Source organism: Paenibacillus sp. USDA918EY, from assembly GCF_009870825.1.
Taxonomy (GTDB): Bacteria; Bacillota; Bacilli; order Paenibacillales; family Paenibacillaceae; genus Paenibacillus_AQ; species Paenibacillus_AQ albilobatus.
In genome coordinates this window covers 12,361-38,294 of sequence record NZ_WTWY01000025.1, presented here as the reverse complement: position 1 = coordinate 38,294, position 25,934 = coordinate 12,361, and the positions used below count along the sequence as shown (strand labels likewise).

Annotated in this window: 24 protein-coding genes and 1 other annotated feature; all 24 genes read right to left on the bottom strand. The window is 51.8% G+C overall.

The window, feature by feature from the left end; genetic code table 11:
* Positions 1 to 323 precede the first annotated feature (323 nt).
* The 24 genes from tuf to ispD all read right to left on the bottom strand — a co-directional run bounded on the left by tuf (position 324) and on the right by ispD (position 25,881).
* On the bottom strand, positions 324 to 1,514 hold the full coding sequence (tuf, locus tag GQY55_RS28815) for an elongation factor Tu (RefSeq protein WP_160045374.1): 1,191 nt from the start codon (positions 1,512 to 1,514) through the stop codon (positions 324 to 326).
* 112 nt (positions 1,515 to 1,626) lie between these two features.
* Positions 1,627 to 3,708, bottom strand: coding sequence for an elongation factor G (fusA, locus tag GQY55_RS28810; protein WP_160045373.1), 2,082 nt, complete (start codon positions 3,706 to 3,708; stop codon positions 1,627 to 1,629).
* A gap of 50 nt (positions 3,709 to 3,758) precedes the next feature.
* Positions 3,759 to 4,229, bottom strand: a complete 471-nt coding sequence (rpsG, locus tag GQY55_RS28805) for a 30S ribosomal protein S7 (protein ID WP_160045372.1) — start codon at positions 4,227 to 4,229, stop codon at positions 3,759 to 3,761.
* Positions 4,230 to 4,277: 48 nt separating this feature from the next.
* Positions 4,278 to 4,697, bottom strand: a complete 420-nt coding sequence (gene rpsL, locus GQY55_RS28800; protein WP_036712553.1) for a 30S ribosomal protein S12 — start codon at positions 4,695 to 4,697, stop codon at positions 4,278 to 4,280.
* Positions 4,698 to 4,860: 163 nt separating this feature from the next.
* Positions 4,861 to 5,112 carry a ribosomal L7Ae/L30e/S12e/Gadd45 family protein gene (locus GQY55_RS28795; RefSeq protein WP_160045371.1) on the bottom strand — a complete coding sequence of 84 codons (252 nt, stop codon included), beginning with the start codon at positions 5,110 to 5,112 and terminating at the stop codon, positions 4,861 to 4,863.
* A 186-nt stretch (positions 5,113 to 5,298) separates the two neighbouring features.
* Positions 5,299 to 8,913, bottom strand: a complete 3,615-nt coding sequence (gene rpoC, locus GQY55_RS28790) for a DNA-directed RNA polymerase subunit beta' (RefSeq protein ID WP_160045370.1) — start codon at positions 8,911 to 8,913, stop codon at positions 5,299 to 5,301.
* Positions 8,914 to 8,993: 80 nt separating this feature from the next.
* Positions 8,994 to 12,539 carry a DNA-directed RNA polymerase subunit beta gene (gene rpoB, locus GQY55_RS28785; RefSeq protein ID WP_160045369.1) on the bottom strand — a complete coding sequence of 1,182 codons (3,546 nt, stop codon included), beginning with the start codon at positions 12,537 to 12,539 and terminating at the stop codon, positions 8,994 to 8,996.
* A gap of 357 nt (positions 12,540 to 12,896) precedes the next feature.
* Positions 12,897 to 13,502, bottom strand: a complete 606-nt coding sequence (locus GQY55_RS28780; RefSeq protein ID WP_160045368.1) for a class I SAM-dependent methyltransferase — start codon at positions 13,500 to 13,502, stop codon at positions 12,897 to 12,899.
* Positions 13,503 to 13,643: 141 nt separating this feature from the next.
* Positions 13,644 to 14,009 carry a 50S ribosomal protein L7/L12 gene (rplL, locus tag GQY55_RS28775; protein WP_160045367.1) on the bottom strand — a complete coding sequence of 122 codons (366 nt, stop codon included), beginning with the start codon at positions 14,007 to 14,009 and terminating at the stop codon, positions 13,644 to 13,646.
* 68 nt (positions 14,010 to 14,077) lie between these two features.
* Positions 14,078 to 14,581 (bottom strand): 50S ribosomal protein L10, encoded by a 504-nt coding sequence (rplJ, locus tag GQY55_RS28770; RefSeq protein ID WP_160045366.1) that lies wholly within the window; start codon positions 14,579 to 14,581, stop codon positions 14,078 to 14,080.
* A gap of 107 nt (positions 14,582 to 14,688) precedes the next feature.
* Positions 14,689 to 14,849 (bottom strand) — a sequence feature (ribosomal protein L10 leader region).
* Positions 14,850 to 14,919: 70 nt separating this feature from the next.
* Positions 14,920 to 15,612, bottom strand: a complete 693-nt coding sequence (gene rplA / locus GQY55_RS28765) for a 50S ribosomal protein L1 (RefSeq protein WP_160045365.1) — start codon at positions 15,610 to 15,612, stop codon at positions 14,920 to 14,922.
* Positions 15,613 to 15,701: 89 nt separating this feature from the next.
* Positions 15,702 to 16,127, bottom strand: a complete 426-nt coding sequence (gene rplK / locus GQY55_RS28760; RefSeq protein WP_036712539.1) for a 50S ribosomal protein L11 — start codon at positions 16,125 to 16,127, stop codon at positions 15,702 to 15,704.
* Between the two features lie 69 nt (positions 16,128 to 16,196).
* Positions 16,197 to 16,730: a transcription termination/antitermination protein NusG gene (nusG, locus tag GQY55_RS28755; protein ID WP_160045411.1), complete on the bottom strand. Its 534-nt coding sequence runs from the start codon at positions 16,728 to 16,730 to the stop codon at positions 16,197 to 16,199.
* Between the two features lie 30 nt (positions 16,731 to 16,760).
* On the bottom strand, positions 16,761 to 16,952 hold the full coding sequence (gene secE, locus GQY55_RS28750; RefSeq protein ID WP_036712533.1) for a preprotein translocase subunit SecE: 192 nt from the start codon (positions 16,950 to 16,952) through the stop codon (positions 16,761 to 16,763).
* 21 nt (positions 16,953 to 16,973) lie between these two features.
* Complete coding sequence (gene rpmG, locus GQY55_RS28745; RefSeq protein ID WP_076176720.1) at positions 16,974 to 17,123, bottom strand: 50S ribosomal protein L33; 150 nt, start codon at positions 17,121 to 17,123, stop codon at positions 16,974 to 16,976.
* A 395-nt stretch (positions 17,124 to 17,518) separates the two neighbouring features.
* Positions 17,519 to 18,163, bottom strand: coding sequence for an RNA polymerase sporulation sigma factor SigH (gene sigH / locus GQY55_RS28740; RefSeq protein ID WP_036712530.1), 645 nt, complete (start codon positions 18,161 to 18,163; stop codon positions 17,519 to 17,521).
* A gap of 162 nt (positions 18,164 to 18,325) precedes the next feature.
* The gene (locus tag GQY55_RS28735) at positions 18,326 to 18,847 is read right to left on the bottom strand and encodes an NYN domain-containing protein (RefSeq protein ID WP_160045364.1); all 522 of its coding nucleotides are present in this window, start codon (positions 18,845 to 18,847) and stop codon (positions 18,326 to 18,328) included.
* A gap of 6 nt (positions 18,848 to 18,853) precedes the next feature.
* Complete coding sequence (gene rlmB, locus GQY55_RS28730; RefSeq protein WP_160045363.1) at positions 18,854 to 19,597, bottom strand: 23S rRNA (guanosine(2251)-2'-O)-methyltransferase RlmB; 744 nt, start codon at positions 19,595 to 19,597, stop codon at positions 18,854 to 18,856.
* Positions 19,598 to 19,614: 17 nt separating this feature from the next.
* Positions 19,615 to 20,085: a Mini-ribonuclease 3 gene (locus tag GQY55_RS28725; RefSeq protein WP_160045362.1), complete on the bottom strand. Its 471-nt coding sequence runs from the start codon at positions 20,083 to 20,085 to the stop codon at positions 19,615 to 19,617.
* Complete coding sequence (cysS, locus tag GQY55_RS28720) at positions 20,082 to 21,488, bottom strand: cysteine--tRNA ligase (RefSeq protein ID WP_160045361.1); 1,407 nt, start codon at positions 21,486 to 21,488, stop codon at positions 20,082 to 20,084. The genes GQY55_RS28725 and cysS overlap by 4 nt, the downstream gene beginning before the upstream one ends.
* A 167-nt stretch (positions 21,489 to 21,655) precedes the next feature.
* Positions 21,656 to 22,339 (bottom strand): serine O-acetyltransferase, encoded by a 684-nt coding sequence (gene cysE / locus GQY55_RS28715; RefSeq protein ID WP_160045360.1) that lies wholly within the window; start codon positions 22,337 to 22,339, stop codon positions 21,656 to 21,658.
* 538 nt (positions 22,340 to 22,877) lie between these two features.
* On the bottom strand, positions 22,878 to 24,341 hold the full coding sequence (gene gltX, locus GQY55_RS28710) for a glutamate--tRNA ligase (RefSeq protein WP_160045359.1): 1,464 nt from the start codon (positions 24,339 to 24,341) through the stop codon (positions 22,878 to 22,880).
* 349 nt (positions 24,342 to 24,690) lie between these two features.
* Positions 24,691 to 25,179, bottom strand: coding sequence for a 2-C-methyl-D-erythritol 2,4-cyclodiphosphate synthase (gene ispF / locus GQY55_RS28705; RefSeq protein ID WP_160045358.1), 489 nt, complete (start codon positions 25,177 to 25,179; stop codon positions 24,691 to 24,693).
* Positions 25,180 to 25,881 (bottom strand): 2-C-methyl-D-erythritol 4-phosphate cytidylyltransferase, encoded by a 702-nt coding sequence (gene ispD, locus GQY55_RS28700; protein ID WP_268895085.1) that lies wholly within the window; start codon positions 25,879 to 25,881, stop codon positions 25,180 to 25,182.
* Positions 25,882 to 25,934 lie beyond the last annotated feature (53 nt).

Below are 25,934 nucleotides of genomic sequence, written 5' to 3'. Positions count from 1 at the left end.
AATTTGGTATCGGACATACTCCGTGAAAATTTTCTAACACACTGCTCCATGGCAAAGGGGCCGGGTGTGTCAGTAACCTCTCACATCATCGCAACGTCTCAGAACAACATTCACTATTATATAGAAAGAATGGGCGTAATGCAAGCTTTAATATGAAAAAAAGCAAAAGGCACTTCCCGGAAAAAGAAGCGCCTTTTGCGATCCTTGCGTTTACATCACAATGTTACTCGTTCCAGCACAATGTTGCATATCGTAAGGCTTGCGCCTTTATTTGAAATCGAAGAATTCTTGAGCTTCAAAGAAGCGAATTCATTCTAGGATCATTACTTGATGATGCTTGCTACCGCACCAGCGCCAACCGTACGTCCGCCTTCGCGAATGGAGAATTTCGTTCCTTCTTCGATCGCGATTGGGGAGATCAGTTGTACAGTTACAGTGATGTTGTCGCCAGGCATAACCATTTCAGTTCCTTCTGGCAGGTTGATGATACCCGTTACGTCCGTTGTACGGAAGTAGAACTGTGGACGGTATCCAGTGAAGAAAGGCTTGTGACGTCCGCCTTCTTCTTTAGTCAGTACGTAAACTTGAGCAGTAAACTCAGTGTGCGGGTTTACGGAAGCCGGTTTAGCAAGTACTTGACCGCGTTCGATTTCTTTACGGTCTACACCGCGAAGAAGAGCACCGATGTTGTCGCCTGCTTGAGCGGAATCAAGCAATTTGCGGAACATTTCAACGCCGGTAACGACGGATTTCTTCGTTTCTTCAGCGATACCAACGATTTCAACTTCGTCGCCGACTTTAACTGTTCCACGCTCTACGCGGCCAGTAGCAACGGTACCGCGGCCAGTGATGGAGAACACGTCTTCGACTGGCATAAGGAAAGGCTTGTCAGTGTCGCGTTCTGGAGTTGGGATGTACTCGTCGATGATGTTGAACATTTCAACGATTTTTTCAGCCCACTCGCCGTCTGGGTTTTGCAGAGCTTCACGAGCGGAACCTTGGATGATTGGAGTGTCGTCGCCTGGGAATTCATATTCGCTCAGGAGATCGCGCACTTCCATTTCAACCAGTTCAAGAAGTTCAGCGTCTTCAACCATGTCGCATTTGTTCAAGAATACAACGATGTAAGGAACGCCTACTTGGCGGGACAACAGGATGTGTTCGCGAGTTTGCGGCATTGGGCCGTCAGCTGCGGATACAACCAGGATTGCGCCGTCCATTTGAGCTGCGCCGGTGATCATGTTTTTAACGTAGTCGGCGTGTCCTGGGCAGTCAACGTGTGCATAGTGACGAGCAGGAGTTTCGTATTCTACGTGTGCAGTAGAGATCGTGATACCGCGTTCGCGCTCTTCTGGAGCTTTGTCGATTTGGTCGAATGCTACGGCAGCGCCACCGTATTTTTTGGACAATACAGTTGTGATCGCTGCAGTCAAAGTAGTTTTACCATGGTCAACGTGACCGATCGTGCCGATGTTAACGTGCGGTTTAGTACGTTCAAATTTAGCCTTTGCCATTTTGAACAATTCCTCCTTAAATGGAATAAATGTGTATGTTTATGCTGGCCGGCATTTATGCAGGGTTTCTTGGATGTTGATGGTCCGGCCAGTCTTAAAAACGAAAAACTTATTACTCGGCAGAGCCTTTGGACTTGGAGATAATCTCTTCAGCGATGTTCTTAGGAACCTCTTCGTAGTGGGAGATTTCCATGGAGAACACGCCGCGTCCTTGGGTACCGGAACGAAGTGTCGTCGAGTATCCGAACATTTCGGACAGAGGCACCTTCGCACGGATGATTTGAGCACCGGAACGGGAATCCATACCTTCGATCCGTCCACGGCGGGAGTTGAGCATACCCATTACGTCGCCCATGTATTCCTCAGGGACCGTAACTTCGACTTTCATGATTGGCTCGAGCAGAACAGGACTACATTTGTCCTTAGCTGCTTTAAGCGCCATGGAACCGGCAATCTTAAACGCCATTTCATTGGAGTCGACATCATGGTAGGAACCGTCTACGATTGTAGCTTTAATGTCTACAAGCGGGAAGCCGGCGAGTACACCATTCTTCATGGCTTCCTCGATACCATTCAGTGCAGGCTGGATATATTCTCTTGGAACGGCGCCACCGACGATTCTGCTATCGAACTGGCTGCCCGTACCTGGCTCCAAAGGTTCGAACTCAACCCATACGTGACCGTATTGACCACGACCACCGGACTGACGAACGAATTTGCCTTCGACGCGAGCAGGTTGACGGAAGGTTTCGCGGTAAGCAACCTGTGGTTTACCCACGTTGGTTTCTACCTTGAATTCGCGACGCATGCGGTCGATGATGATATCGAGGTGAAGTTCACCCATACCAGCCAAAATCGTTTGACCGGTTTCTTCATCCGTATGAGCGCGCAGCGTAGGATCTTCTTCTGTCAATTTGCCCAAAGCAACGCCCATTTTATCTTGGTCGGCTTTGGTTTTAGGTTCAACGGCAATCTCGATAACCGGTTCAGGGAAGTTCATCGATTCGAGAATTACCGGAGCTTTTTCGTCACAAAGCGTGTCGCCTGTGCCCGTATCTTTCAAACCTACGGCAGCCGCGATATCACCAGCGTGAACTTCAGTGATTTCTTGACGGCTGTTCGCATGCATTTGAAGAATACGGCCAATGCGTTCACGTTTGCCTTTGGTAGCATTCAATACGTAAGATCCGGATTGAAGAATACCGGAATATACGCGGAAGAATGTCAATTTACCAACGTAAGGGTCTGTCATGATTTTGAATGCCAAAGCCGCAAACGGCTCTTCGTCGGAAGAGTGGCGTTCAACTTCGGTTCCGTCTTCAAGATGACCTTGGATCGAAGGAACGTCCGTAGGAGCAGGCAAGTAATCAACAACAGCGTCCAGCACAAGCTGAACCCCTTTGTTGCGGTAAGAAGAGCCGCAGACAACCGGGAAGATCTTAACTTCTACAACACCTTTGCGAAGTGCTGCTTTCAGTTCAGGAACGGTGATTTCTTCACCTTCCAGATACTTCATCGTCAATTCTTCGTCGAGTTCTGCAACTTTCTCGATCAGTTCAGCGCGAAGTTCTTCGACTTTGTCTTTGAACTCGGCTGGAACTTCGGTTTCTTCGATGTTTTGACCCAGATCGTCTTTGTACATATAAGCCTTTTGTTCGATCAGGTCGATGATGCCTCTGAAGTCGTTTTCTGCGCCGATCGGCAATTGAATCGCAACCGCGTTCGCTTGCAGACGTTCACGCATATCTTTAACAACGTTCAGGTAGTCGGCACCGATAATATCCATTTTGTTTACATATGCGATCCGTGGTACGCCGTAACGATCAGCCTGTCTCCATACGGTTTCAGACTGAGGCTCAACGCCCTCTTTCGCACTGAAAACGCCTACTGCCCCATCCAATACACGAAGGGAACGTTCAACTTCGACTGTGAAGTCAACGTGCCCTGGGGTATCAATGATATTGACGCGGTGGCCTTTCCAAGAAGCGGTCGTCGCAGCGGAAGTAATCGTGATCCCGCGCTCCTGTTCCTGCTCCATCCAGTCCATCGTAGCCGCACCCTCGTGTACTTCACCGATTTTGTGCGTACGGCCTGTGTAGAACAAGATCCGTTCTGTGGTGGTGGTTTTACCAGCGTCAATATGCGCCATGATCCCGATATTACGTGTATTTTTCAAGGAGAACTCTCTTGCCATGAAAATAGTCTCCCTTCAAAATTGAAGTGTAATATATGATGAACTGAATCCTACCAGCGGTAGTGAGCAAACGCTTTGTTTGCCTCAGCCATTTTGTGCGTGTCTTCGCGTTTCTTGACGGAAGCGCCTGTGTTGTTGGATGCATCGATGATCTCTGCAGCCAAACGCTCTTCCATCGTTTTCTCACCGCGGGTGCGGGAGTAGTTTACGAGCCAACGAAGACCCAAAGACGTACGTCTTTCTGGCTTCACTTCGATAGGCACCTGGTAGTTCGCACCACCGACACGGCGAGCTTTAACTTCCAGTACTGGCATGATATTTTTGATGGCTGCTTCAAACACTTCCATAGGATCTTTACCCGTACGTTCTTGAATCAAGTTGAACGCGTTGTAAAGAATGCTTTGAGCAACACCTCTCTTACCATCCAGCATGATGCGGTTGATCAGACGAGTAACCAGCTTGCTGTTGTACACCGGATCTGGCAGCACGTCTCTTTTGGCAACTGGACCTTTGCGTGGCATGGATATCCCCCTTTCTTACGTCATGAATTTACTAAAGCGGCTTTCCGCTTATTTTTTTGCTTTTGGACGCTTAGCGCCGTACTTGGAACGAGCCTGCATGCGGTTGTTTACACCAGCCGTATCAAGCGCGCCGCGAACGATATGGTAACGTACACCCGGAAGGTCTTTTACCCGTCCGCCGCGAACCAATACCACGCTGTGCTCTTGCAGGTTGTGACCGATCCCCGGAATGTAAGCTGTCACCTCGATGCGGTTCGTCAAGCGAACACGGGCATACTTACGAAGTGCGGAGTTCGGTTTTTTCGGAGTCATCGTACCTACACGGGTGCAAACCCCACGTTTTTGAGGAGCGCTCAAATCCGTATCTTCACGCTTCAAAGCGTTGTATCCTTTCTGCAGAGCAGGGGACTTCGATTTGTAGATTTTTGCTTGACGTCCTTTGCGAACCAGTTGGTTAATTGTTGGCATTGTTAGCCACCCCCTTCCAATATGTTCATTCTCCTTACAAACCTCTTTTTAAGTCCACAGACCCAGGCGGTTCATAAAAGAACAAATGAAAAGTTTTTGCCGAGATAAGCCGGGCTTATCTAACAAAAACGTTTCTTACCGTATGAACTTGCTTTCCATATCGCTATGGTTTCACGATGGCAGCCATGGCTGCGCCCACTTCGATTCCGCATGCTTTCCCCAAATGCTGCATGGTGTCCACATAGGTGATTTTCACGCCGTGCTTATTGCACAGAGCTTCAATCTTCGAAATAAGCCGGTATTCCGCATCCTCAGCCACATAAACCTCTGCGGCTTGGCCCAGCTCCACAAGTTTCATGGTCTGTTTGGCCCCGATTTTCACATGAGCATCCTGTAATCCTTTATCATTAGACATCTTAACGATTCCTCCAAAAGCACAGGGATGTTGCTACTCACGCACCTTTGATATATTAGCACCTGCATTCGCCGATGTCAAGAAGATCCGCTATTAATTTTCGCTAGGAAAATCATTCAAAAAAAGCTTTTTGCGAGAGCGGTCGGTCAAACCGTCCGCCCTCGCAGGCCGCTTTTGTTTGGAACGTTATTCTACGTTAGCCGTTTCCAGCTCTTTCGAGCCGTCTTCTTCCGCGTTCGGGTCATCGAATCTGACGTTGCGGTAACGGTTCATACCGGTACCCGCAGGGATCAGCTTACCGATGATGACATTTTCCTTCAGGCCGAGCAGCTGGTCGACTTTGCCTTTGATGGCGGCGTCGGTGAGCACCCGGGTCGTTTCCTGGAAGGAAGCCGCGGACAGGAACGAGTCGGTTTCAAGCGATGCTTTCGTAATACCCAGCAGGACCGGTTTTGCGACAGCCGGTTCTTTGCCCGAAAGGATCGCTTCTTTGTTGGCCGTTTCGTATTCGTAAATATCGACGAACGATCCCGGCAGAAGCGGCGTATCTCCCGCATCGACGATACGGATTTTGCGCAGCATCTGCTTGATCATGACTTCGACGTGTTTGTCGTTGATTTCTACGCCCTGGTTCCGGTAAACGCGCTGAACTTCCTGGAGGATATAGTTCTGCACGCCGCGGATACCTTTGATGCGCAGCATTTCTTTCGGGTCGATCGAACCTTCGGTGAGCTCGTCGCCTGCTTCGATTTCCATTCCCTCTTGCACGCGCAAACGGGAACCGTAAGTGACGGAGTACACCTTGGTTTCGGCTTCGCCTTGAATTTCGATTTCGCGGCGGTCTTTCGCTTCGCGAATTTCCTTAACGACGCCGTCGATTTCGCTGATTGTCGCCTGACCTTTCGGATTACGGGCTTCAAACAGCTCCTGGATACGCGGAAGACCTTGCGTGATATCGTCCCCTGCGACACCACCGGTGTGGAACGTACGCATGGTAAGCTGGGTTCCCGGTTCACCGATGGATTGCGCGGCGATGATGCCGACTGCTTCGCCGATCTCCACGAATTTGCCTGTAGCCAGGTTTCGTCCGTAGCACTTCTTACATACGCCATGGCGGGCGCGGCAGCTGAGCACGGAGCGGATTTGCAGTTTCGTAATTCCGGAGTTCACGATCAGGTTCGCTTTATCGGAGTCGATCAGCTCGTTGCGGTTCACCAAAATTTCGTTCGTTTCCGGATGGCGAACCGTTTCGAAGCAGTAACGACCTTCGATGCGGTCGTAAAGATCCTCGATAATCTCTTTACCGTCTTGGATACGGCTAACTGTGATACCTTTATCCGTACCGCAATCTTCCTCGCGAACGATCACGTCCTGGGCAACGTCGACCAAACGGCGGGTCAAGTAACCGGAGTCCGCCGTACGGAGTGCCGTATCCGCCAGACCTTTCCGCGCGCCGTGCGTGGACAGGAAGTACTCGAGGACGGTCAGGCCTTCGCGGAAGTTCGACTTGATCGGGAGTTCGATGATCCGGCCGGACGGGTTGGCCATCAGACCCCGCATACCGCCGAGCTGAGTGATCTGCGATTTGTTACCCCGCGCTTTGGAGTCGACCATGAGCATGATGGAGTTGAAGCGATCCATCGATTTCATGAGGACGTCCGTAATATCGTCCTTGGCTTTGGACCAAATGTCGATAACCCGGTCGTAACGTTCTTCGTTGGTGATCAGACCGCGGCGGTACTGGTTGGTAACGACCGCAACCTTCTCTTCGGATTCTTTCAGGATCTCTTGTTTTTCGTCAGGCACGATAACGTCCGCCACCGCAACCGTTACGCCGGCACGGGTCGAATACGTAAATCCGAGTTGTTTGATTTTATCCAAAATAACGGAGGTTTCCGTCGTATGGTAAATTTCGAAACAGCGGGCGATAATTTGGCCCAGGTACTCCTTGCCGACGGCGCTGCTTACAGGCAGCTCGTTCATACGTTCGCGGATGTCCGCGCCTTTTTCGTAAACGAAATATTTCTCAGGCGTACCGTTGAACAGGTTGTCGCGGGTCGCTTCGTTGATATACGGGAAGCTGCTTGGGAAAATTTCGTTGAAAATGATGCGTCCGACCGTCGTCATGAGCATCGCGTCTTGCTGTTTTTCGGTAAAGCTGGTTTTGCCGAGCGCTTTAACCGGAATGGCTACGCGCGCATGCAAACCTGCCGATCCGCGTTGATAAGCGGAAACCGCTTCGTTGATCGAACCCAAAATCATGCCGGAACCTTTTTCTTCCTTGTTGTCCATCGTCAGATAGAAGGAACCGAGGACCATGTCCTGGGAAGGGGTAACGACCGGTTTGCCGTCTTTAGGGTTCAAGATGTTGCCGGATGCGAGCATCAACAGACGCGCCTCGGCTTGAGCTTCGGCGGACAGCGGCACGTGCACCGCCATTTGGTCGCCGTCGAAGTCGGCGTTGTACGCCGTACATACGAGCGGATGCAGACGGATCGCATGGCCTTCGACCAGAATCGGTTCGAATGCTTGAATACCCAAACGGTGAAGCGTAGGGGCACGGTTCAGCAGTACCGGATGTTCCTTGATGACTTCCTCAAGCACGTCCCATACTTCCGGGCTTACGCGTTCCACTTTGCGCTTCGCGCTTTTAATGTTATGAGCAAGGCCTTTGTTGACCAGTTCTTTCATGACAAACGGTTTAAACAGCTCAAGAGCCATTTTCTTCGGCAGGCCGCACTGATACATTTTCAGGTACGGACCTACGACGATAACGGAACGGCCGGAGTAGTCGACGCGTTTACCGAGCAGGTTTTGGCGGAAACGTCCTTGCTTACCTTTAAGCATATGGCTGAGGGATTTGAGCGGACGGTTGCCCGGACCGGTAACAGGACGGCCGCGGCGGCCGTTGTCGATCAAGGCGTCTACCGCTTCCTGCAGCATCCGTTTTTCGTTTTGCACGATGATGTCCGGAGCGCCCAGATCAAGCAGGCGTTTCAGACGGTTGTTACGGTTGATGACGCGGCGGTACAGGTCGTTCAAGTCAGACGTTGCAAAACGTCCGCCGTCCAGCTGTACCATCGGACGAAGTTCCGGAGGAATGACCGGAAGGACGTCCATGATCATCCATTCCGGCTTGTTGCCGGAATTGCGGAACGCTTCGATTACTTCAAGGCGTTTGATCGCGCGGTTGCGGCGTTGGCCTTGAGCGGTGCGAAGCTCTTCTTTCAGGAATTCAAGCTCTTTTTCCACGTCCAGATCTTGAAGCAGCTTTTTGATGGCTTCGGCGCCCATGCCCGCTTGGAATCCGTAACCGTATTTTTCACGGTAGCTGCGGTATTCTTTTTCGGACAGAAGCTGTTTCTTCTCCAGAGGCGTATCTCCTGGGTCCGTAACGACATAAGATGCAAAGTAGATGATCTCCTCGAGAGATCTTGGAGACATATCCAAAGCGAGACCCATACGGCTCGGAATGCCTTTGAAGTACCAGATATGGGAAACGGGAGCTGCCAGCTCAATATGGCCCATCCGTTCACGGCGCACTTTCGAGCGGGTCACTTCGACGCCGCAGCGGTCGCAGACTACGCCTTTGTAACGGACACGCTTATATTTGCCGCAATGGCATTCCCAGTCTTTTTGCGGTCCAAAAATCCGTTCGCAGAACAGGCCTTCCTTCTCCGGTTTCAGCGTACGGTAATTGATGGTTTCCGGTTTTTTTACTTCTCCGCGGGACCATGAACGAATTTTTTCCGGGGATGCAAGCCCGATTTTCATGAATTCGAAATTGTTTACGTCCAACAAGGAGCAACCCTCCTAGTCCTATTGATTTAATCCGCGAATGAGGCAGACGGGTTTGCCCCGTCCGCCGTCCATCCACGAACTTATTCTACTCCGACTTCCGTGCCTTCCAAATTGAGGCTTAGTTTATCGCCTGCAGTATCATCGTCGTCATCGAGCTCTTTCATCTCGATTTCCTGCTCGTCGCCGCTCAGGATCTTCACGTCCATACCGAGAGACTGGAGCTCTTTGATCAAGACTTTGAACGATTCCGGAACGCCCGGTTCCGGAACGTTTTCGCCTTTGACGATCGATTCGTACGTCTTCACCCGGCCAACCACGTCGTCGGATTTGACGGTGAGGATTTCTTGGAGCGTGTACGCCGCGCCGTAGGCTTCCAGCGCCCACACTTCCATCTCCCCGAAGCGCTGGCCGCCGAACTGAGCCTTACCGCCCAGAGGCTGCTGCGTAACGAGAGAGTAAGGACCCGTGGAACGGGCATGGATTTTATCGTCAACCATGTGCGCGAGTTTGATCATGTGCATGACGCCGACGGTAACTTCGCGTTCGAAACGCTCGCCGGTACGGCCGTCATACAGCACGGTCTTACCGTTGCGCTGCATGCCTGCTTCTTCCATCGTGTCGAATACGTCGTATTCGTTGGCTCCATCGAATACCGGCGTTGCCACGTGAATGCCGAGCTGCATCGCCGCAAAGCCCAAATGGACTTCGAGCACCTGCCCGATGTTCATCCGCGAAGGTACGCCGAGCGGGTTCAGCACGACCTGTACAGGCGTGCCGTCCGGCAGGAACGGCATATCTTCTTCCGGAAGGATCCGGGCCACGACACCTTTGTTACCGTGACGTCCGGCCATTTTGTCGCCCTCGGAAATTTTGCGCTTCTGGGCGATGTACACGCGAACCAGCTGGTTTACGCCAGGAGGCAGCTCATCGCCGTTCTCGCGGGTAAACACTTTGACGTCAACGATAATGCCGTCGCTACCATGCGGTACGCGAAGGGACGTGTCGCGAACCTCGCGGGCTTTTTCGCCGAAAATCGCGTGCAGGAGACGTTCTTCCGCAGTCAGTTCCGTTACGCCTTTCGGCGTTACTTTACCGACCAGGATGTCGCCGGCGCTGATTTCGGCACCGATGCGAATAATGCCGCGCTCGTCAAGGTTCTTGAGCGCATCTTCACCTACGTTAGGAATGTCGCGGGTGATTTCTTCAGGTCCAAGCTTGGTATCGCGGGCTTCGGACTCGTATTCCTCGATGTGGATCGAAGTGTACACGTCCTCTTTAACCAGCTTCTCGCTCAGCAGGATGGCATCCTCGTAGTTGTAACCTTCCCAAGTCATGAACGCAACGACGACGTTGCGTCCGAGAGCGAGTTCGCCCATTTCGGTGGAAGGTCCGTCCGCCAGGATGTCGCCTTTTTTGATGATGTCGCCTTTTTTGACGATCGGGCGCTGGTTGATGCATGTTCCTTGGTTGGAACGCATAAATTTGTGCAATTTATGTTTAACGATATCGCCTTTGACTTCTTTGCCGTCCACAGTTTCGATCCGGCGTACCCAAATCTCGTCGGCGCTGGAACGTTCCACGATGCCGTCGTGCTTGGAAACGATACATACGCCCGAATCCTTCGCGGCTTTGTGCTCCATGCCGGTTCCGACCAGAGGAGCTTTCGGCACGAGCAGCGGCACCGCCTGACGCTGCATGTTCGATCCCATGAGCGCACGGTTGGAGTCGTCGTTCTCGAGGAACGGAATGAGAGCCGTCGCGACGGACACAACCTGCTTCGGAGATACGTCCATGTAGTCGACCCGGTCGCTCGGCATCGGCAAAATGTTGTCGGACTGCTTGTTGTAACGAACGATAACCATATCTTCCGCAAACGTTCCGTCTTCTTTCAACGCCGCGTTCGCCTGGGCGACGACATAGTTGTCTTCCTCATCGGCGGTCAGGTAATCGATATGATCGGTGACCACGCCCGTCTTCGGATCGACCCAACGGTATGGAGCTTCGATGAAGCCGTACTCGTTAATGCGGGCGAACGTCGACAGGGAGTTGATCAAACCGATGTTCGGACCTTCCGGCGTTTCGATCGGACACATCCGGCCGTAGTGACTGTGATGGACGTCGCGGACTTCGAAGCCCGCGCGCTCACGCGTCAAACCGCCCGGTCCGAGCGCGGACAGACGGCGTTTATGCGTCAATTCCGCAAGCGGGTTCGTTTGGTCCATAAACTGCGAAAGCTGGGAACTTCCGAAGAACTCCTTGATCGAAGCGATAACCGGACGAATATTGATCAGAGCCTGCGGCGTGATCACGTTCGCGTCCTGGATCGACATTCTTTCGCGGACTACGCGTTCCATACGGGACAAGCCGATACGGAACTGGTTTTGCAGCAATTCGCCGACGGAACGGAGACGACGGTTGCCCAGATGGTCGATGTCGTCCGTGTTGCCGATGCCGTGCAGCAAGTTAATAAAGTAGCTGATCGAGGAAATAATATCAGCAGGCGTAATGTGCTTCACCGATTTGTCGATGTTGCCGTTCGCGATGACTTTCACGACTTTGCCGTCTTCGATCGGCGAAAATACGTCGATCGTTTGCAGCGGAATGTCGTTGGCATCGAGCACGCCGTTGGACACATGGTAGGTTTTATGGCCGACCATCGTATCCAGATGCGGCAAAATCTCGTCCAGCAAACGGCGGTCAACCATTTGTCCGGCTTCCGCGATGATTTCGCCCGTTTGGGTATCGATCAGCGATTCGGCAAGGCGCTGGTTGAACAGGCGGTTTTTGATGTGCAGCTTTTTATTGATTTTATAACGGCCGACATTGGCCAGATCATATCTTTTTGGATCGAAGAAACGCGCTACGAGGAGGCTTTTCGCATTGTCCAGCGTAGGCGGTTCGCCCGGACGGAGGCGTTCGTAAATCTCGATGAGCGCTTTTTCCGTCGAGTCGGTGTTGTCCTTGTCAAGTGTGTTGCGAATATATTCGTCGTTACCGAGCAGGTCCAAAATTTCGGCGTCGCTGCCGAAACCAAGCGCTCTCAGCAAAACGGTAACCGGAATTTTGCGGGTACGGTCAATACGGACATACATGATGTCCTTCGCATCCGTCTCCAGTTCAAGCCATGCGCCGCGGTTCGGGATGACCGTCGCGGTGTAGGTCTTTTTGCCGTTTTTATCGACTTTCGTGCTGAAGTAGACGCTAGGAGAGCGTACCAACTGGCTGACAATGACCCGTTCTGCGCCATTGATGATAAACGTACCGGTTTCCGTCATCAGAGGAAAATCACCCATGAATACTTCCTGTTCTTTGACTTCTCCGGTTTCTTTGTTGATGAGCCGCACCTTCACCCGCAAAGGCGCCGCATACGTCACGTCGCGTTCCTTCGCGTCATCGACGGTGTATTTCGGTTCACCAAGGCTGTAGTCAATGAACTCCAGCACCAAATTTCCCGTAAAATCCTGAATTGGCGAGATATCCTGGAACATTTCGCGCAATCCTTCCTCCAAAAACCATTCGTATGATTTTTGTTGGATTTCGATCAGGTTCGGAACCTCAAGTACTTCATTAATTCGCGCATAACTTCGCCGAGTGCGTCGACCATACTGAACAAGATGTCCTGCCAACTTTAACTCACCCCTCATGTCTACTCACTTCAAAAATTGATTGCGAACCTCTGTTTGGAACCTTATAATGGATTCATGCAGAGGATTCATCCACAAATAAAGAAAAGCCCTTACCCGAATGCTTTCGAACAAAGAGCAACTTATCCATGGTCTTCCTAGCTAAACACGGAAGTGGCTTCATATCCTGTAGATTTGCCCAAAATGTACATATTATACGTGAACATGCTCTTGTTTATGCATCTCTCCGCATAAAAACTATTGACATTTCAGTCAACTAAAGACAAGAAGCCTATCCTAATACTGACATTTTATAATAATATCACATCAGTTTTTCCAAGTCAATAGTCCTATTGCAATTCATTGAGAAGTTTTTGTAGCCTTAAAAATCCGGTACCCCTTATCCTTCGTCACTTCTTCGACTTGACCAAAGAGACTCTCCAGCTTCGCTTTCGCCGAAGGCGCCCCCTGCTTCTTCTGAATGACGATCCATAAAGAACCTCCGCTTTTCAAATGCGCATAAGCCTGTTCGAAAATCGTATGCACCGTTTCTTTCCCGGCACGGATCGGCGGGTTGGTCAGCACCACGTCAAAGATTTTCCCTTGGACAGCCGCAAACAAATCGCTTTCGAGAATGGTTACGTTTTGAATGCCGTTCAGCTTTGCGTTTTCTTTTGCCAGGGCTACCGCACGGGAGTTCACGTCAAGCATGGTCACATGACCGCTGCCGGCAAGCCTTGCAGCCGCAAAACCGATCGGGCCGTACCCGCAGCCCACGTCCAAAACTTCGGCATGCTTTGGAATATCCATCGCTTCGATCAGTACTTTGCTCCCGTAGTCGACCCCTTTTTTCGAAAATACGCCGGCGTCGCTTATAAACCGGAAGGTCTGACCGCGCAGTTTTTCCGTCAGCTCGCGCCGATCGTGGCCGGCTTCCGGCTGGTTCGAATAATAATGCTGTGACATGCCATCCCTCCGCATCTTCTCGTCTTTCCTTTACAGATTCTCCCGTTTGGCTTCATTTCAATCAAGGGAGAGCCCTTTACAAAAACAAACCCCTTGAATTTTCAAGGGGTTTGTTATGTTCATTCACAGCGCAAGAAGGAATTACTTCACTTCTACAGTAGCGCCTGCTTCTTCCAATTTAGCTTTGATGGAGTCAGCTTCTTCTTTACCCACTTTTTCTTTCAGTGGTTTTGGTGCGTTGTCAACGAGGTCTTTAGCTTCTTTCAAGCCGAGGCCAGTGATTTCGCGAACCGCTTTGATAACGTTGATTTTGGAAGCGCCAGCGTTAGCCAGGATTACGTCGAACTCAGTTTGCTCAGCAGCTTCAGCACCGCCAGCAGCGCCGCCTACTACAGCAACTGGAGCTGCAGCGGTTACGCCGAATTCTTCTTCGATTGCTTTAACCAGATCGTTCAGTTCCAAAACAGTCATGCCTTTGATTGCTTCCAAGATTTGCTCTTTACTCATGGTTAAACCTCCATTTTATAATTAAAGTTTTTGTGGTTGTATTTCATATTGCACGAAGTAACAGATGCTTACGCGCCTTGTTCTTCTTTCTCTGCAACGGCTTTAACTGCAAGCGCGAAGTTGCGCACAGGAGCTTGAAGCACGCTGAGGAGCATGGAAAGGAGACCTTCGCGGGATGGCAGTTCCGCCAGCGCTTTGACTTCGTCAACGCCAACGACACGGCCTTCGACCACGCCACCTTTCAATTTCAATGCATCGTTTTTCTTAGCAAAATCGTTAAGGATTTTCGCTGGAGCCACGGCATCGTCACCACTGAACGCGATCGCTGTAGGACCGGTCAATGCTTCGTCCAGTTCTGACAGCTCGGCAGCAGCGGTAGCGCGACGCAGCAATGTGTTTTTGAGAACCTGGAATTCGATGCCGGCTTCGCGAAGCTGCTTACGCAGTTCGGTTACTTGGGCAACGTTCAATCCACGGTAGTCGGCAACGACGGTTGTTGCGCTTCCGCGCAGCTTAGCCGTGATTGCTTCCACTGCTTCTTGTTTCGCTTGAATCACTTTTGCGTTTGCCAATGTTCACACCTCCTGAAAGTTTCGCTGTCCGGTGTCCGAAGACGGCCGGAACATGTACTGCAATCGTTTGGATGAAAAGTCTGACTTGCTTCCCGTCCCTAATGATTCTAGGCATGTAAAAAGCCTCCGTAGAATCACGAAGGCCTGATAAATGATGATTGTCCACACGAACGTCAGGAGCAACCATCCTTATTCTATCACAACACCTCGGTAGGAAATTAAGCCTTTATGGGGCACCTACTGTCTACGGTAAGCATATTCAACTTTAGTGGGTCAGTTCTTTCACAACAACTTTTACAGATTATCAGATAACGCGACGGAAGTCAACGTTATTTTTCTTATCTGAAAGAAGCTGTGTTCACGCGAGCGCTTGGGCCCATCGTCGAGGATACTGCGATCCCTTTCAGATAAACGCCTTTTGCAGCTGCCGGTTTAGCACGGTTGAGGGCGTCGATGAGAGCTTTGAGGTTCTCATTCAGTTTCGCCGCATCAAAGGATACTTTACCGATTGGAGCGTGAATTTGACCTGCTTTATCCAGACGGTATTCGATTTTACCCGCTTTGATCTCTTGAACCGCTTTGGCAACATCGAATGTAACCGTACCTGCTTTAGGGTTAGGCATGAGGCCTTTACCGCCGAGCAGACGGCCCAGTTTACCGACTTCGCTCATCATGTCAGGTGTAGCTACGCAGACATCGAATTCGAACCAGCCTTGTTGGATTTTGTTGATCATGTCCTGATCGCCAACATAATCCGCGCCAGCCGCTTCCGCTTCTTTCGCTTTGTCACCTTTTGCAAATACCAGCACGCGCTGCGTTTTACCCGTGCCGTGAGGCAGGACAACGACGCCGCGAACGGCTTGGTCTTGTTTACGTGGGTCTACGCCCAAACGAACTGCAACTTCAACGGTTTCGTCGAATTTGGCAGTCGCAGCCTTTTTCACAAGCTCAACGGCTTCTGCTGGCTCGTAAAATGCTTCGCTGTCAATCAGCTTGGCAGCTTCAACATATTTCTTACCATGTTTCGCCATGTTTGTTCCTCCTTTGTGGTTTTAACGGAAATTCCTCCCACATATACCGGCCCCAATGACCGGTTGTCGCAGAAAAACCGAAAATAAAATTAGTCTTCGATCGTGATGCCCATGCTGCGGGCAGTACCTTCGACCATGCGCATAGCAGCTTCAACGGAAGCGGCGTTCAGGTCAGGCATTTTGGTTTCAGCGATTTCACGAACCTTGTCACGTTTAACCGTTGCCACCTTTTTCTTGTTAGGTTCGCCGGAACCTTTCTCGATTTTAGCAGCTACGCGAAGCAGAACTGCAGCCGGTGGAGTTTTGGTGATAAACGTAAAGGAACGGTCTTCAAATACCGAAATTTCAACCGGAATGATCAGACCAGCTTGGTCGGCGGTACGAGCGTTGAATTCTTTACAGAATGCCATGATGTTGACACCTGCTTGACCCAATGCTGGACCTACTGGCGGCGCCGGATTCGCTTTACCTGCAGGAATTTGCAGTTTTACCATTTTGATTACCTTTTTTGCCATGTAAGACACCTCCTTCAAAAGTGGTTAACGGGACGCTTGGCCCCTCCCACAAGAAACCTGAAGAAATATTTATATCTTCTCCACCTGAGTATAATCCAGCTCAAGCGGGGTTTCCCGTCCAAACATGTTGACGTGAACTTTGAGTTTGCTCTTGTCGGCGAGAATTTCCTCTACAGAGCCCACAAAATTCGCAAATGGACCAACTTTGATCCGCACGGATTCCTTGATATCGAATTCGATTTTCGGTTTTGGTTCTTCCATGCCCATATGCTTCAGAATCTGATCCACTTCTTCCGGAAGCAAAGGCGTCGGCTTGGAACCCGAACCTGTCGAACCGACAAATCCCGTTACCCCAGGCGTGTTGCGAACAACATACCAGGAGTCGTCGGTTTGGATCATTTCAACCAAGACATATCCCGGGTAAACCTTTCTCATGACGGTTTTTTTCTTGCCGTCCTTGTTTACCACTTCTTCTTCCATCGGAACAAGAACGCGGAATATCTTGTCTTCCATGCCCATGGACTCGACGCGTCTCTCCAAATTGGCCTTGACCTTGTTCTCATACCCGGAATAGGTATGAACAACGTACCATCTTTTTTCCATAGTTTCCATATCAAGCCACCGGGACCCTTCTTAAATAATCGCTTCGATCACAGCGGAAATGCCGATATCCAGAACCCAAAAATAAATCGTGACGAATACAATGGTGCCGAGGACGATCAGAGTATAATTCGTCAGCTCTTTACGATTAGGCCAGCGAACTTTTTTGAGCTCCGCCCAGCTTTCAGAGAAAAAGGAAAACAGAGACTTGAAACTACTTTTCACGCCGACTACACCTCCAAAAAACTATCTGGTTTCGCGATGAGGAGTTTGCTCGTTACAAAACTTGCAAAATTTCTTCATCTCCATGCGGTCGGGGTGATTTCGCTTGTTTTTGGTAGTTGTGTAGTTTCTTTGTTTGCAGTTTGTACAAGCCAAAGTGATAATTACCCGCATGCTGTGCACCTCCCGAAGACGTCCTTCTTTTCAGAAGGCTCATTATTTCCTTGTAGAACAGCCCAAGCCCTTCATTGCTGAAAAGAAAAAACCGTTCCTGCGAAATGAATAATAAACAAAAACCTATTGGTCTTTGCTTGATCATCCACTAAAACACGCGAATTTAGGCCTACCTAAAACACTTTATCATAAGGGTCAAACCGTGTCAACGAAAGAATGGCCCTGTTCCCGGCACGCCGGGACCGCTTCATCCCTAGTATTTTCAAGCCTTTTTTTCTCTCGAAAGCCGCCCTGCAATCATTTACCATTATGATTCATTCCTGGGACGCTTAAACCCGATCATTGTCCGATTGTGAAAAAAAAGACTCCGTACAGAGCCTTTTCGTTCCAAGCGTCTAATTGTCGCGAACTTCCAAATAACGTTCCAATTTGCGTTTGACACGCTGCAGTGCGTTGTCAATCGATTTCACATGACGCTTAAGGTCAACCGCAATCTCCTGATAGGAGCGGCCGTCCAAATACAGCATCAGCACTTTGCGTTCCAGGTCGCTTAAAATCTCGGACATCTTGTCCTCCAGACCTACGAACTCTTCCTGGTTGATGATCAGTTCCTCCGGGTCCGACACCTGCGAACCGCAAATGACGTCAAGCAGCGTCCGGTCGGAATCTTCATCGTAAATCGGCTTGTCCAAAGAGACATAGGAATTCAGCGGAATGTGCTTCTGTCTCGTCGCCGTCTTGATCGCCGTAATGATCTGCCGCGTGATGCACAGCTCGGCGAAAGCTTTGAACGAAGACTGCTTGTCCACCCGAAAATCACGGATCGATTTGTATAGGCCGATCATGCCTTCCTGAATGATATCCTCCCGGTCGGCGCCGATCAAAAAGTAAGACCTGGCTTTGGCGCGCACGAAATTCCGGTACTTGTTAATCAAGAACTCAAGCGCCTCGCTATCGCCTTCACGAAAATATTCGACAACGTCCTCATCCGACTTGTACTCGTAATCCGACAACGTTAATTCTTTGAGGTCTACACTCACCAAGAATCCCCCCGGCTGCAACGCAAGGTACCCGTTACTCTGTGAAATATACGAACAGTATAAATGATGGCGGTTGGCACCGTCAACCACGTATTACCTAAAAAAGAACACGACTAACAAAATTGTCAAGAGATGCAAATTTGTAATCACTGCCATTTTCTGTTATTGCCTGCGCCACTTTTCGAATATTTCCCGAAGCTCCGGTTTAAGCTTGCTGTCCAACGTATTTCGCGTCTTCGGAGCATGCTCCCGCTCAATCCTTTGCTGGATCGCCTTCTCGCAGTTTTCGACCTCGTTCAAAAGTTCGCGGGCCGAAAGCCGCAGCGCGCCGCGGGCGAAGATGACATGCTGTTCGATGAAATCGCTGGTGGCCACATAGATTTTGCGGCTGCGGAGACTGAGCTCTCCGACAAGCCGCTCTATACATTCATCGGCAGTTTCCTTCTCTTTTGTGAAGAAAACTTGGATTTTGCTTTGGGAAAAAGCTTTGCCAAGGCCCGGAACCCGGTACGCATCGAAGACCGCGATGACTTTGCGGCCGGTAAAAGCCTGATAGTCCGCCAGCTTGCCCAGCAGCTCGTCGCGCGCCTCCTGCATGCTGATTTGCGACAGCTTCGCAAGAGACGGCCAAGCTCCGATCATGTTGTAGCCGTCCACCAGGAGCACATCCCGCAAATCCGCCATCCTGCGTTAACCTTGGGCGCGGCGACGCAATACTTCGTACATCACAACGCCGGCGGCCACGGAGGCGTTCAGCGAGTTGATCCGTCCGTTCATCGGCAGCTTGACCAGAACGTCGCATTTTTCGCGGATCAGCCGCCCCATGCCCTTGCCTTCATTGCCGATCACGATGGCTACGGGGCCGTCAAAGACGTTCGTTTCGTAAATGCCCGCCGCGGCCGATACGTCCGTGCCAACGACCCAAATCCCTTTTTCCTTCAAGGAGTCGATGGTTTGCCCCAAGTTCGTGACTCGGGCAACGGGAACGTATTCAGCCGCGCCCGCGGAAGTTTTGGACACGGTCGCGGTGACCTGCGCCGAGCGGCGTTTCGGAACGATGACGCCATGCACGCCGGTGCAGTCGGCCGTACGCAGGATCGACCCCAAATTGTGCGGATCCTCGATCTCGTCCAAAAGCAAAATGAACGGCGGCTCGCCTTTGCTTTCGGCGGCCTGCAAAATGTCCTTCACTTCGGCGTAGGCGTAAGGGGCGACCTGAGCCACGACCCCTTGGTGCTGGACGCCCGGCGCCAACTGGTCAAGCTTGCGCTTGTCCACGTGCTGAATGATCACGCCGAGCTTTTTCGCCTCGATGACGATCGGCTGCGTCAAATGTTTTTGCGCGTTTTCCGCAACCCATATTTTATTGATCGTGCGGCCGGATTTCAGCGCTTCGATGACCGAATGCTTCCCGCCGATAATTTCTTCCTCCATGTTATCCTCCACAAGCTTTATTTGATGTGCCTTTGCTGCTCCATATAATCGATCCCCATCCCGATCAGCTCCCGCATCCGGTCATGCCGCTGCGTGTAATACAAATATCCGATCAGGCTTTCGAATGCGGTGGCGTGACGATATTCGAGCACGTTCGCGTTTTTGGGAATGGTGCCGGACTTGGCGTTGCGTCCCTGTCTTACGACGTCCTTCTCCTCGTCCGTCAGGACCGTTTCGAGCGCGGCCAAAATCCGGCTTTGCGCCTTTGCGGATACGATGCCGGTCGCCTGATGGTGAAGCTGGTTCGGCTTCAGGTTCGGCTTGGAAATCAGGTATTGCCTGACCGCCACTTCATAAACGGCATCCCCGATGTACGCGAGCACGATCGGGGGAATCAGCCGGGGCTGCCTGGAAGGCGGGTATTCGAACCAGCCCGCCCATTCCGCGCCCGCTTCCGGCGGCAGCCCTCCGTTGTCCCGGCCGCTCATTTCCGGCGCCAGCGCATGCCCTGCGCCGTATCCTCCAGCACGATTCCTTGCGCTGCCAATAGATCGCGGATTTCATCGGCACGGCTCCAGTTTTTCTCCTTGCGGGCCTGGGTCCGTTCCGCGATGAGCTTCTCCACTTCCTCATCCAAAAGTTCGTTTTCTTCGCCGGCATACAGACGGAGCACCGCGTTTAATTGTTCAAAGGCAGACAACATCAGTTTCAGCTCTTCCGGATTGACGACAGGCTCCTTCAGCAGCAAATTCGCTTCATTCACCCATTCGAAAAGCGTGGTGATCGCGTCCGGCGTATTAAAATCGTCGTTCATCTTCTCGTAATACTGCTGCAAAATCCCGTCCAGCTTCTGCTTTAACTCCTCGCGGACCGCTCCATGCCCGTCAGGCGTTACCGTTTCGAGGCGGTGCTTCAGGTTGGAGACGGCATTGGCGATGCGCTCCACGCTGTTCATCGCCTGATCCATCGTTTCGGCGTTGAAGTTCAGCGGGTTGCGGTAGTGGGTCGAAAGCATGAAATAACGAATCGCTTCTTTTTTGAATTCCTTGCGCAGATCCTTTACGAGGATGCCGTTGCCGAGCGATTTCGACATTTTTTCGTTGTTGATTTTGATGTAGCCGTTATGCATCCAATAGCGGGCCAGCGTTTTGCCCGTCAACGCTTCCGACTGGGCCACCTCGCATTCGTGGTGCGGGAACTGCAAATCCTGTCCGCCCCCGTGGATATCGATCGTGTCTCCCAAATAGCGGCGGGCCATAGCCGAGCATTCGATATGCCAACCCGGGCGTCCGTCGCCCCATGGGCTGGACCAGTAAATTTCGCCCGGCTTCGCCGCTTTCCAAAGCACGAAATCCTCCGGGCTTTCCTTCCGCTGGTCGACGTTGATGCGGATGCCGAACTGCAGTTCATCCAGCTTTTGGTGCGACAGCTTGCCGTAATCCGGGAACTTGTTCGTCCGATAAAAGACGTCGCCGCCTTTTTCGTAAGCAAAGCCCTTTTCCTCCAGCTCGCGGATGAAAGCGATGATATTGTCCATGTTTTCGGTCACGCGCGGGTTAACGGTCGCTCTTTCGATGCCGAGTCCTTCCAAATCCTCGTAATAAGCCTTGATAAACGTATCGGCGACCTCCGGCACGGTTCTTCCCGTCTGCTCCGCCTTCCGGATCAGCTTGTCGTCCACGTCCGTGAAGTTGACGACATAGTTCACCTCGTTGCCGATCTGCTCGAGATACGTGCGAACGACGTCGAAAAAGATCATGGGACGCGCGTTTCCGATATGAATGTAGTCATAGACGGTGGGGCCGCATACGTACATTTTTACTTTTCCGGGTTCCATCGGAACGAACTCTTCTTTGGAGCGTGTCAACGTATTATATATTTGAAGCGCCATAGTCACATTTCCTTTCATTCGGGATTTTATGCCAAAATCCTCATTTCTTATTATAAACTAAAAGCTGTAAAGCCATTGCAAGAGCGAAACCGGAATATCGCCAAAAATAAACCGGACACCCCGGCATTATGCCGGTTCGGCGTTAACCCCCATTCCCCCGGCAGAGGTCATTCCCCTTGCTCCCGGCTTGGGACGGCGTTGATTCGAACCAGATCGCCGCGTTCGTTTGTCAGGTGTTCGAGTTCCTTTCGAAGCCGGTTGATTTCCTCCTGCATGCTGCGGAGCGAGTCGACGATCGGGTCCGGAAGCTGATGGCTGAGGCGGTCGACGCGGCGGCCGTCCTGCTTCACGATCCGGCCCGGAATGCCGACGACCGTACTGTTGGGCGGTACTTCCTTCAGCACGACGGAATTGGCTCCAATGTTGCTTTGGTCGCCCACTTTAAAAGAACCGAGAACCTTGGCACCGGAAGCAATGACGACGTTGTTGCCGATCGTTGGATGCCGCTTCCCTTTTTCCTTCCCCGTACCGCCGAGCGTTACGCCCTGGTAAATGACGACATCGTCGCCGATTTCGCAGGTTTCCCCGATCACCACGCCCATGCCGTGGTCGATAAAAAGCCGGTTGCCGATTTTTGCGCCGGGATGGATTTCGATCCCCGTCATGAATCTGCTGAACTGCGAAATGGCACGGGCAAGGGTGAACCATCGTCGGGTGTACAGCTTATGTGCGATCCGGTGGGCCCAGATGGCATGCAACCCCGAATAGGTGAATACCACCTCGAACAAACTTCGGGCGGCCGGATCGTTTTCAAATACCGTCTGGATATCCGATCTGATTCTTTTGAACATGTCCGTTCCCCTCTTTGTCCTCTTCTCTTCCTTCGCTCCCATAAGCACAGGCTGCCGCCCGTTCGGCGGCTTGCCTGAAGACCAAAAAACGCCCCGGCAGCTTTCGCTGCAGAGGCGTTTGATACGCGGTTCCACTCTGCTTGAACCTGAGCACGGGTGCATGGCAACTTCATATGCACGCGGCTTCAGATTCCACTCGATTGCCCGATAACGGGGGCCTTCCGGCACAGTCTAACGGCTTCAAAAACGAAACCGCTCATCCATGCAGCTCACAGGCGCATTTCCGCAGCCGGCATATGGATAACTTCCAGCCAGCATGGAAAGCAAAATCTCCATGAGGTTATCCTCTCTGGTAAATGCCCGAGGCTAAAGCGTACTTCTCCTGCTCATCGCTTCTTCATCACTTCGTCTATGTTCGGCCTGCTCTTATAGACAGGCTTTATAGATCTTATTTTGGTAGTTATTATAGCCGAAAATACGTCGGGCTGACAAGAAAGTTTTCGGCATTTGGGCTCGTTCCGCGGACGGCCGCCCGCGATCAAGCTCCTTTGATATGCGATCTCAAACGTTCGATGACGCGATCTTTGCCGAGCAAATAAATCGTTTCGTTCAGGTCGCGTCCATGCATCTGGCCCGTCAGCGCCACGCGGATCGGCATAAAGAGCTGCTTGCCTTTAAAGCCCGTTTCCTTCTGCACCTCTTTGATCAAAGCGGCGATATGAGGCGCCGAGTACTCCTCGGAAGCTTCGATTTTCGCAAGCAACGCCTTCAGCACGGTCGGTACATGCTCTTCGCCCAGGATCGGCTGGGCTTCGGCGTCCACTTCCAGATGGGTGCGGAAAAACATGGCCGACAATTCGACGATGTCCGAAGCGGCCACCATTTGCTCTTGATACAAGGCAACCAGCTTTTTCGCCCATGCTTCCTGTTCGGCGTTAAGGTCTGCAGGCAGACGGCCCGCTTTTTGCAGATGCGGAATGGCAAGCTGCGCAATACGCTCCGGATCCGCTTTTTTAATGTATGCGTTGTTGAGGTGCGCCAGCTTGTTCTGGTCGAACACCGCCGGGCTTTTCGACAGCCGGTCCGGATTGAAGATTTTGATCAATTCTTCCAGGCTGTAAATTTCCTCTTCTCCTTCCGGCGACCAGCCGAGAAGGGCGATGAAGTTGACCAGCGCTTCCGGCAAATAGCCGAGCTGATCGTACTGCTCGATGAACTGGATGATCGATTCGTCCCGTTTGCTGAGCTTTTTATGATGTTCGTTGACGATCAGCGTCATATGGCCGAAACGCGGCGGCTCCCAGCCGAGCGCTTCGTAGATCATCAGCTGCCGCGGCGTGTTGGAGATATGGTCTTCCCCGCGCAGCACGTGGCTGATCTCCATCAGGTGATCGTCGATGACGACCGCGTAGTTGTATGTCGGAATGCCGTCTTTTTTTACGATGACGAAATCGCCGGTATCCTGGGTATTAAACGAAATCGTTCCTTTAACCATGTCGTCGAACGTATACGTCTTGTCGTCGGGAACGCGGAAACGGATGCTTGCGACGCGTCCTTCCGCTTCGTATGCTTTCCGCTGCTCCTCGGTCAAATTACGATGCTTGCCGGAATAACGGGGAGTTTCGCCGCGCGCGATCTGCTCTTCCCGCTCCTTTTCCAGCTCTTCTTCCGTGCAGTAGCAGTAATAAGCAAGCCCTCTGTCCAGCAGCTGCTGCGTGTATTTGTTGTAGATGTCGAGACGTTCCGTTTGACGGTAAGGTCCGTAGCCGCCGCCGATATCGATGCTTTCGTCCCAATCGAGTCCGAGCCATTTCAAATATTTCAGCTGGCTCTCCTCGCCCCCGGCAATGTTCCGCTTGACGTCGGTATCCTCGATCCGGATCACGAAGTCTCCGCCCTGGTTACGGGCGTACAAATAGTTAAACAGCGCCGTTCTGGCGTTTCCGATATGTAAATGTCCCGTGGGACTCGGTGCGTACCGTACGCGAACTTTATCAGTCATGGTCATACCCCTCCGCTTTGTGTTTACTCGGTTCGATCTGCAATTTAGTTCATATAGTGCAAAGTGACCGCTACGGTTACGAATCGTTCTTCCGATCGCTGTTGTCTCCAAATTTCATGATCAAGATTTCCAACACGGTAGAAATCCGGAGACAAAGCTTATGCTTTCGATGCTAGCTTTCCTTCGGAAAGCTTTTAGGCGACCGCTAGCGTATGCGTCCGAAGCAGCTTTTTTTCAAGAAGCTTTCAATTTCGAAAGAATCGATTCCGCCCCCTTCGCTACTTTCACTGTAACGATTCAACTAACCGGCAATGAACCGTTTACTTACGCTTCTCTACTCAAAAATCCTTCAAGATGATAGCACATCTTTGACAAGGCAGACAACCGATTGGGCCGCGATTCCTTCGCCGCGTCCTGTAAAACCGAGCTGCTCGGTCGTCGTCGCCTTGACGTTCACCTGCTCCGGCTCCGCTTCGAGGGCGCGTGCGATGACGTCAACCATTTGCGGGATGTACGGCGCCATTTTCGGCTTTTGGGCGATGATCGTGGAATCGATGTTCCCGAGCCGGTATCCCCGCTCCTTGGCCATCCCCCATACATGAAGCAGCAGCTTCAAGCTGTCCGCGTCCTTGAAGGCGGGATCGGTATCCGGAAAATGTTTGCCGATATCGCCGAGCGCCAGCGCGCCGAGAATCGCATCCGTCACCGCATGCAGCAGCACGTCGGCGTCGGAATGGCCAAGCAAGCCCTTGTCGTAAGGGATGGTGACTCCCCCGATAATGCACGGCCTGCCTTCCACAAGCTGATGCACGTCAAATCCTTGTCCTACTCGTATCATCTATCCTTCTCTCTCCCCACGTTTTAACATAAATGCGGCATATTCCAAGTCTTCCGGCGTCGTGATCTTGATGTTGGTGTAGCTGCCTTCGACGACCGCGACCGGAATGCCCATCCGTTCCACGAGCATCGAATCGTCCGTTCCGGCAAAACCGTCGGCTTCCGCCTGCTCGTGCGCCTTTAGCAAATCGGAAAGACGAAAAGCCTGTGGGGTATGGATTGCCCACAGACTCCGGCGGTCGGGGGTCGCTTCGATCATTCCCGAACCGCTCACCTGCTTGATCGTATCCTTCACGGGAACCGCAAGCACCGCCGCCCCGGCAAGCAGGGCTTTTTGATAGCATGCTTCGATTCGTTCCGGTTCGATGAACGGTCTGACGCCGTCATGAACCATTACCCATTCCGTGCTGATTTCTAACAAGCCTTTATAAACGGATTGCTGTCTTTCTTTGCCGCCCGGCACGATGTTAACGACCTTGCGAAGCCCGTAATGGGCGATCCACCCGGCGCACCGCTCGACGTCTTCCGCCCCGGTGACCAGCACGATTTCGTGTACCAGCGGCATCCGGTCGAAGACTTCCAGTGTATGCATAATGATGGGCTTGTTCTCAAGCAGCAGGTACTGCTTGCTTTCGCGGGTTCCCATTCTCGAGCCTCTGCCCGCGGAAACCACCACGACGCCCACGCGATTTTGAGTGTCCAAGCTGCAATTTGCCTCCTCGATCAACCGAAAGAAAAAATGTATACCCCCATCAT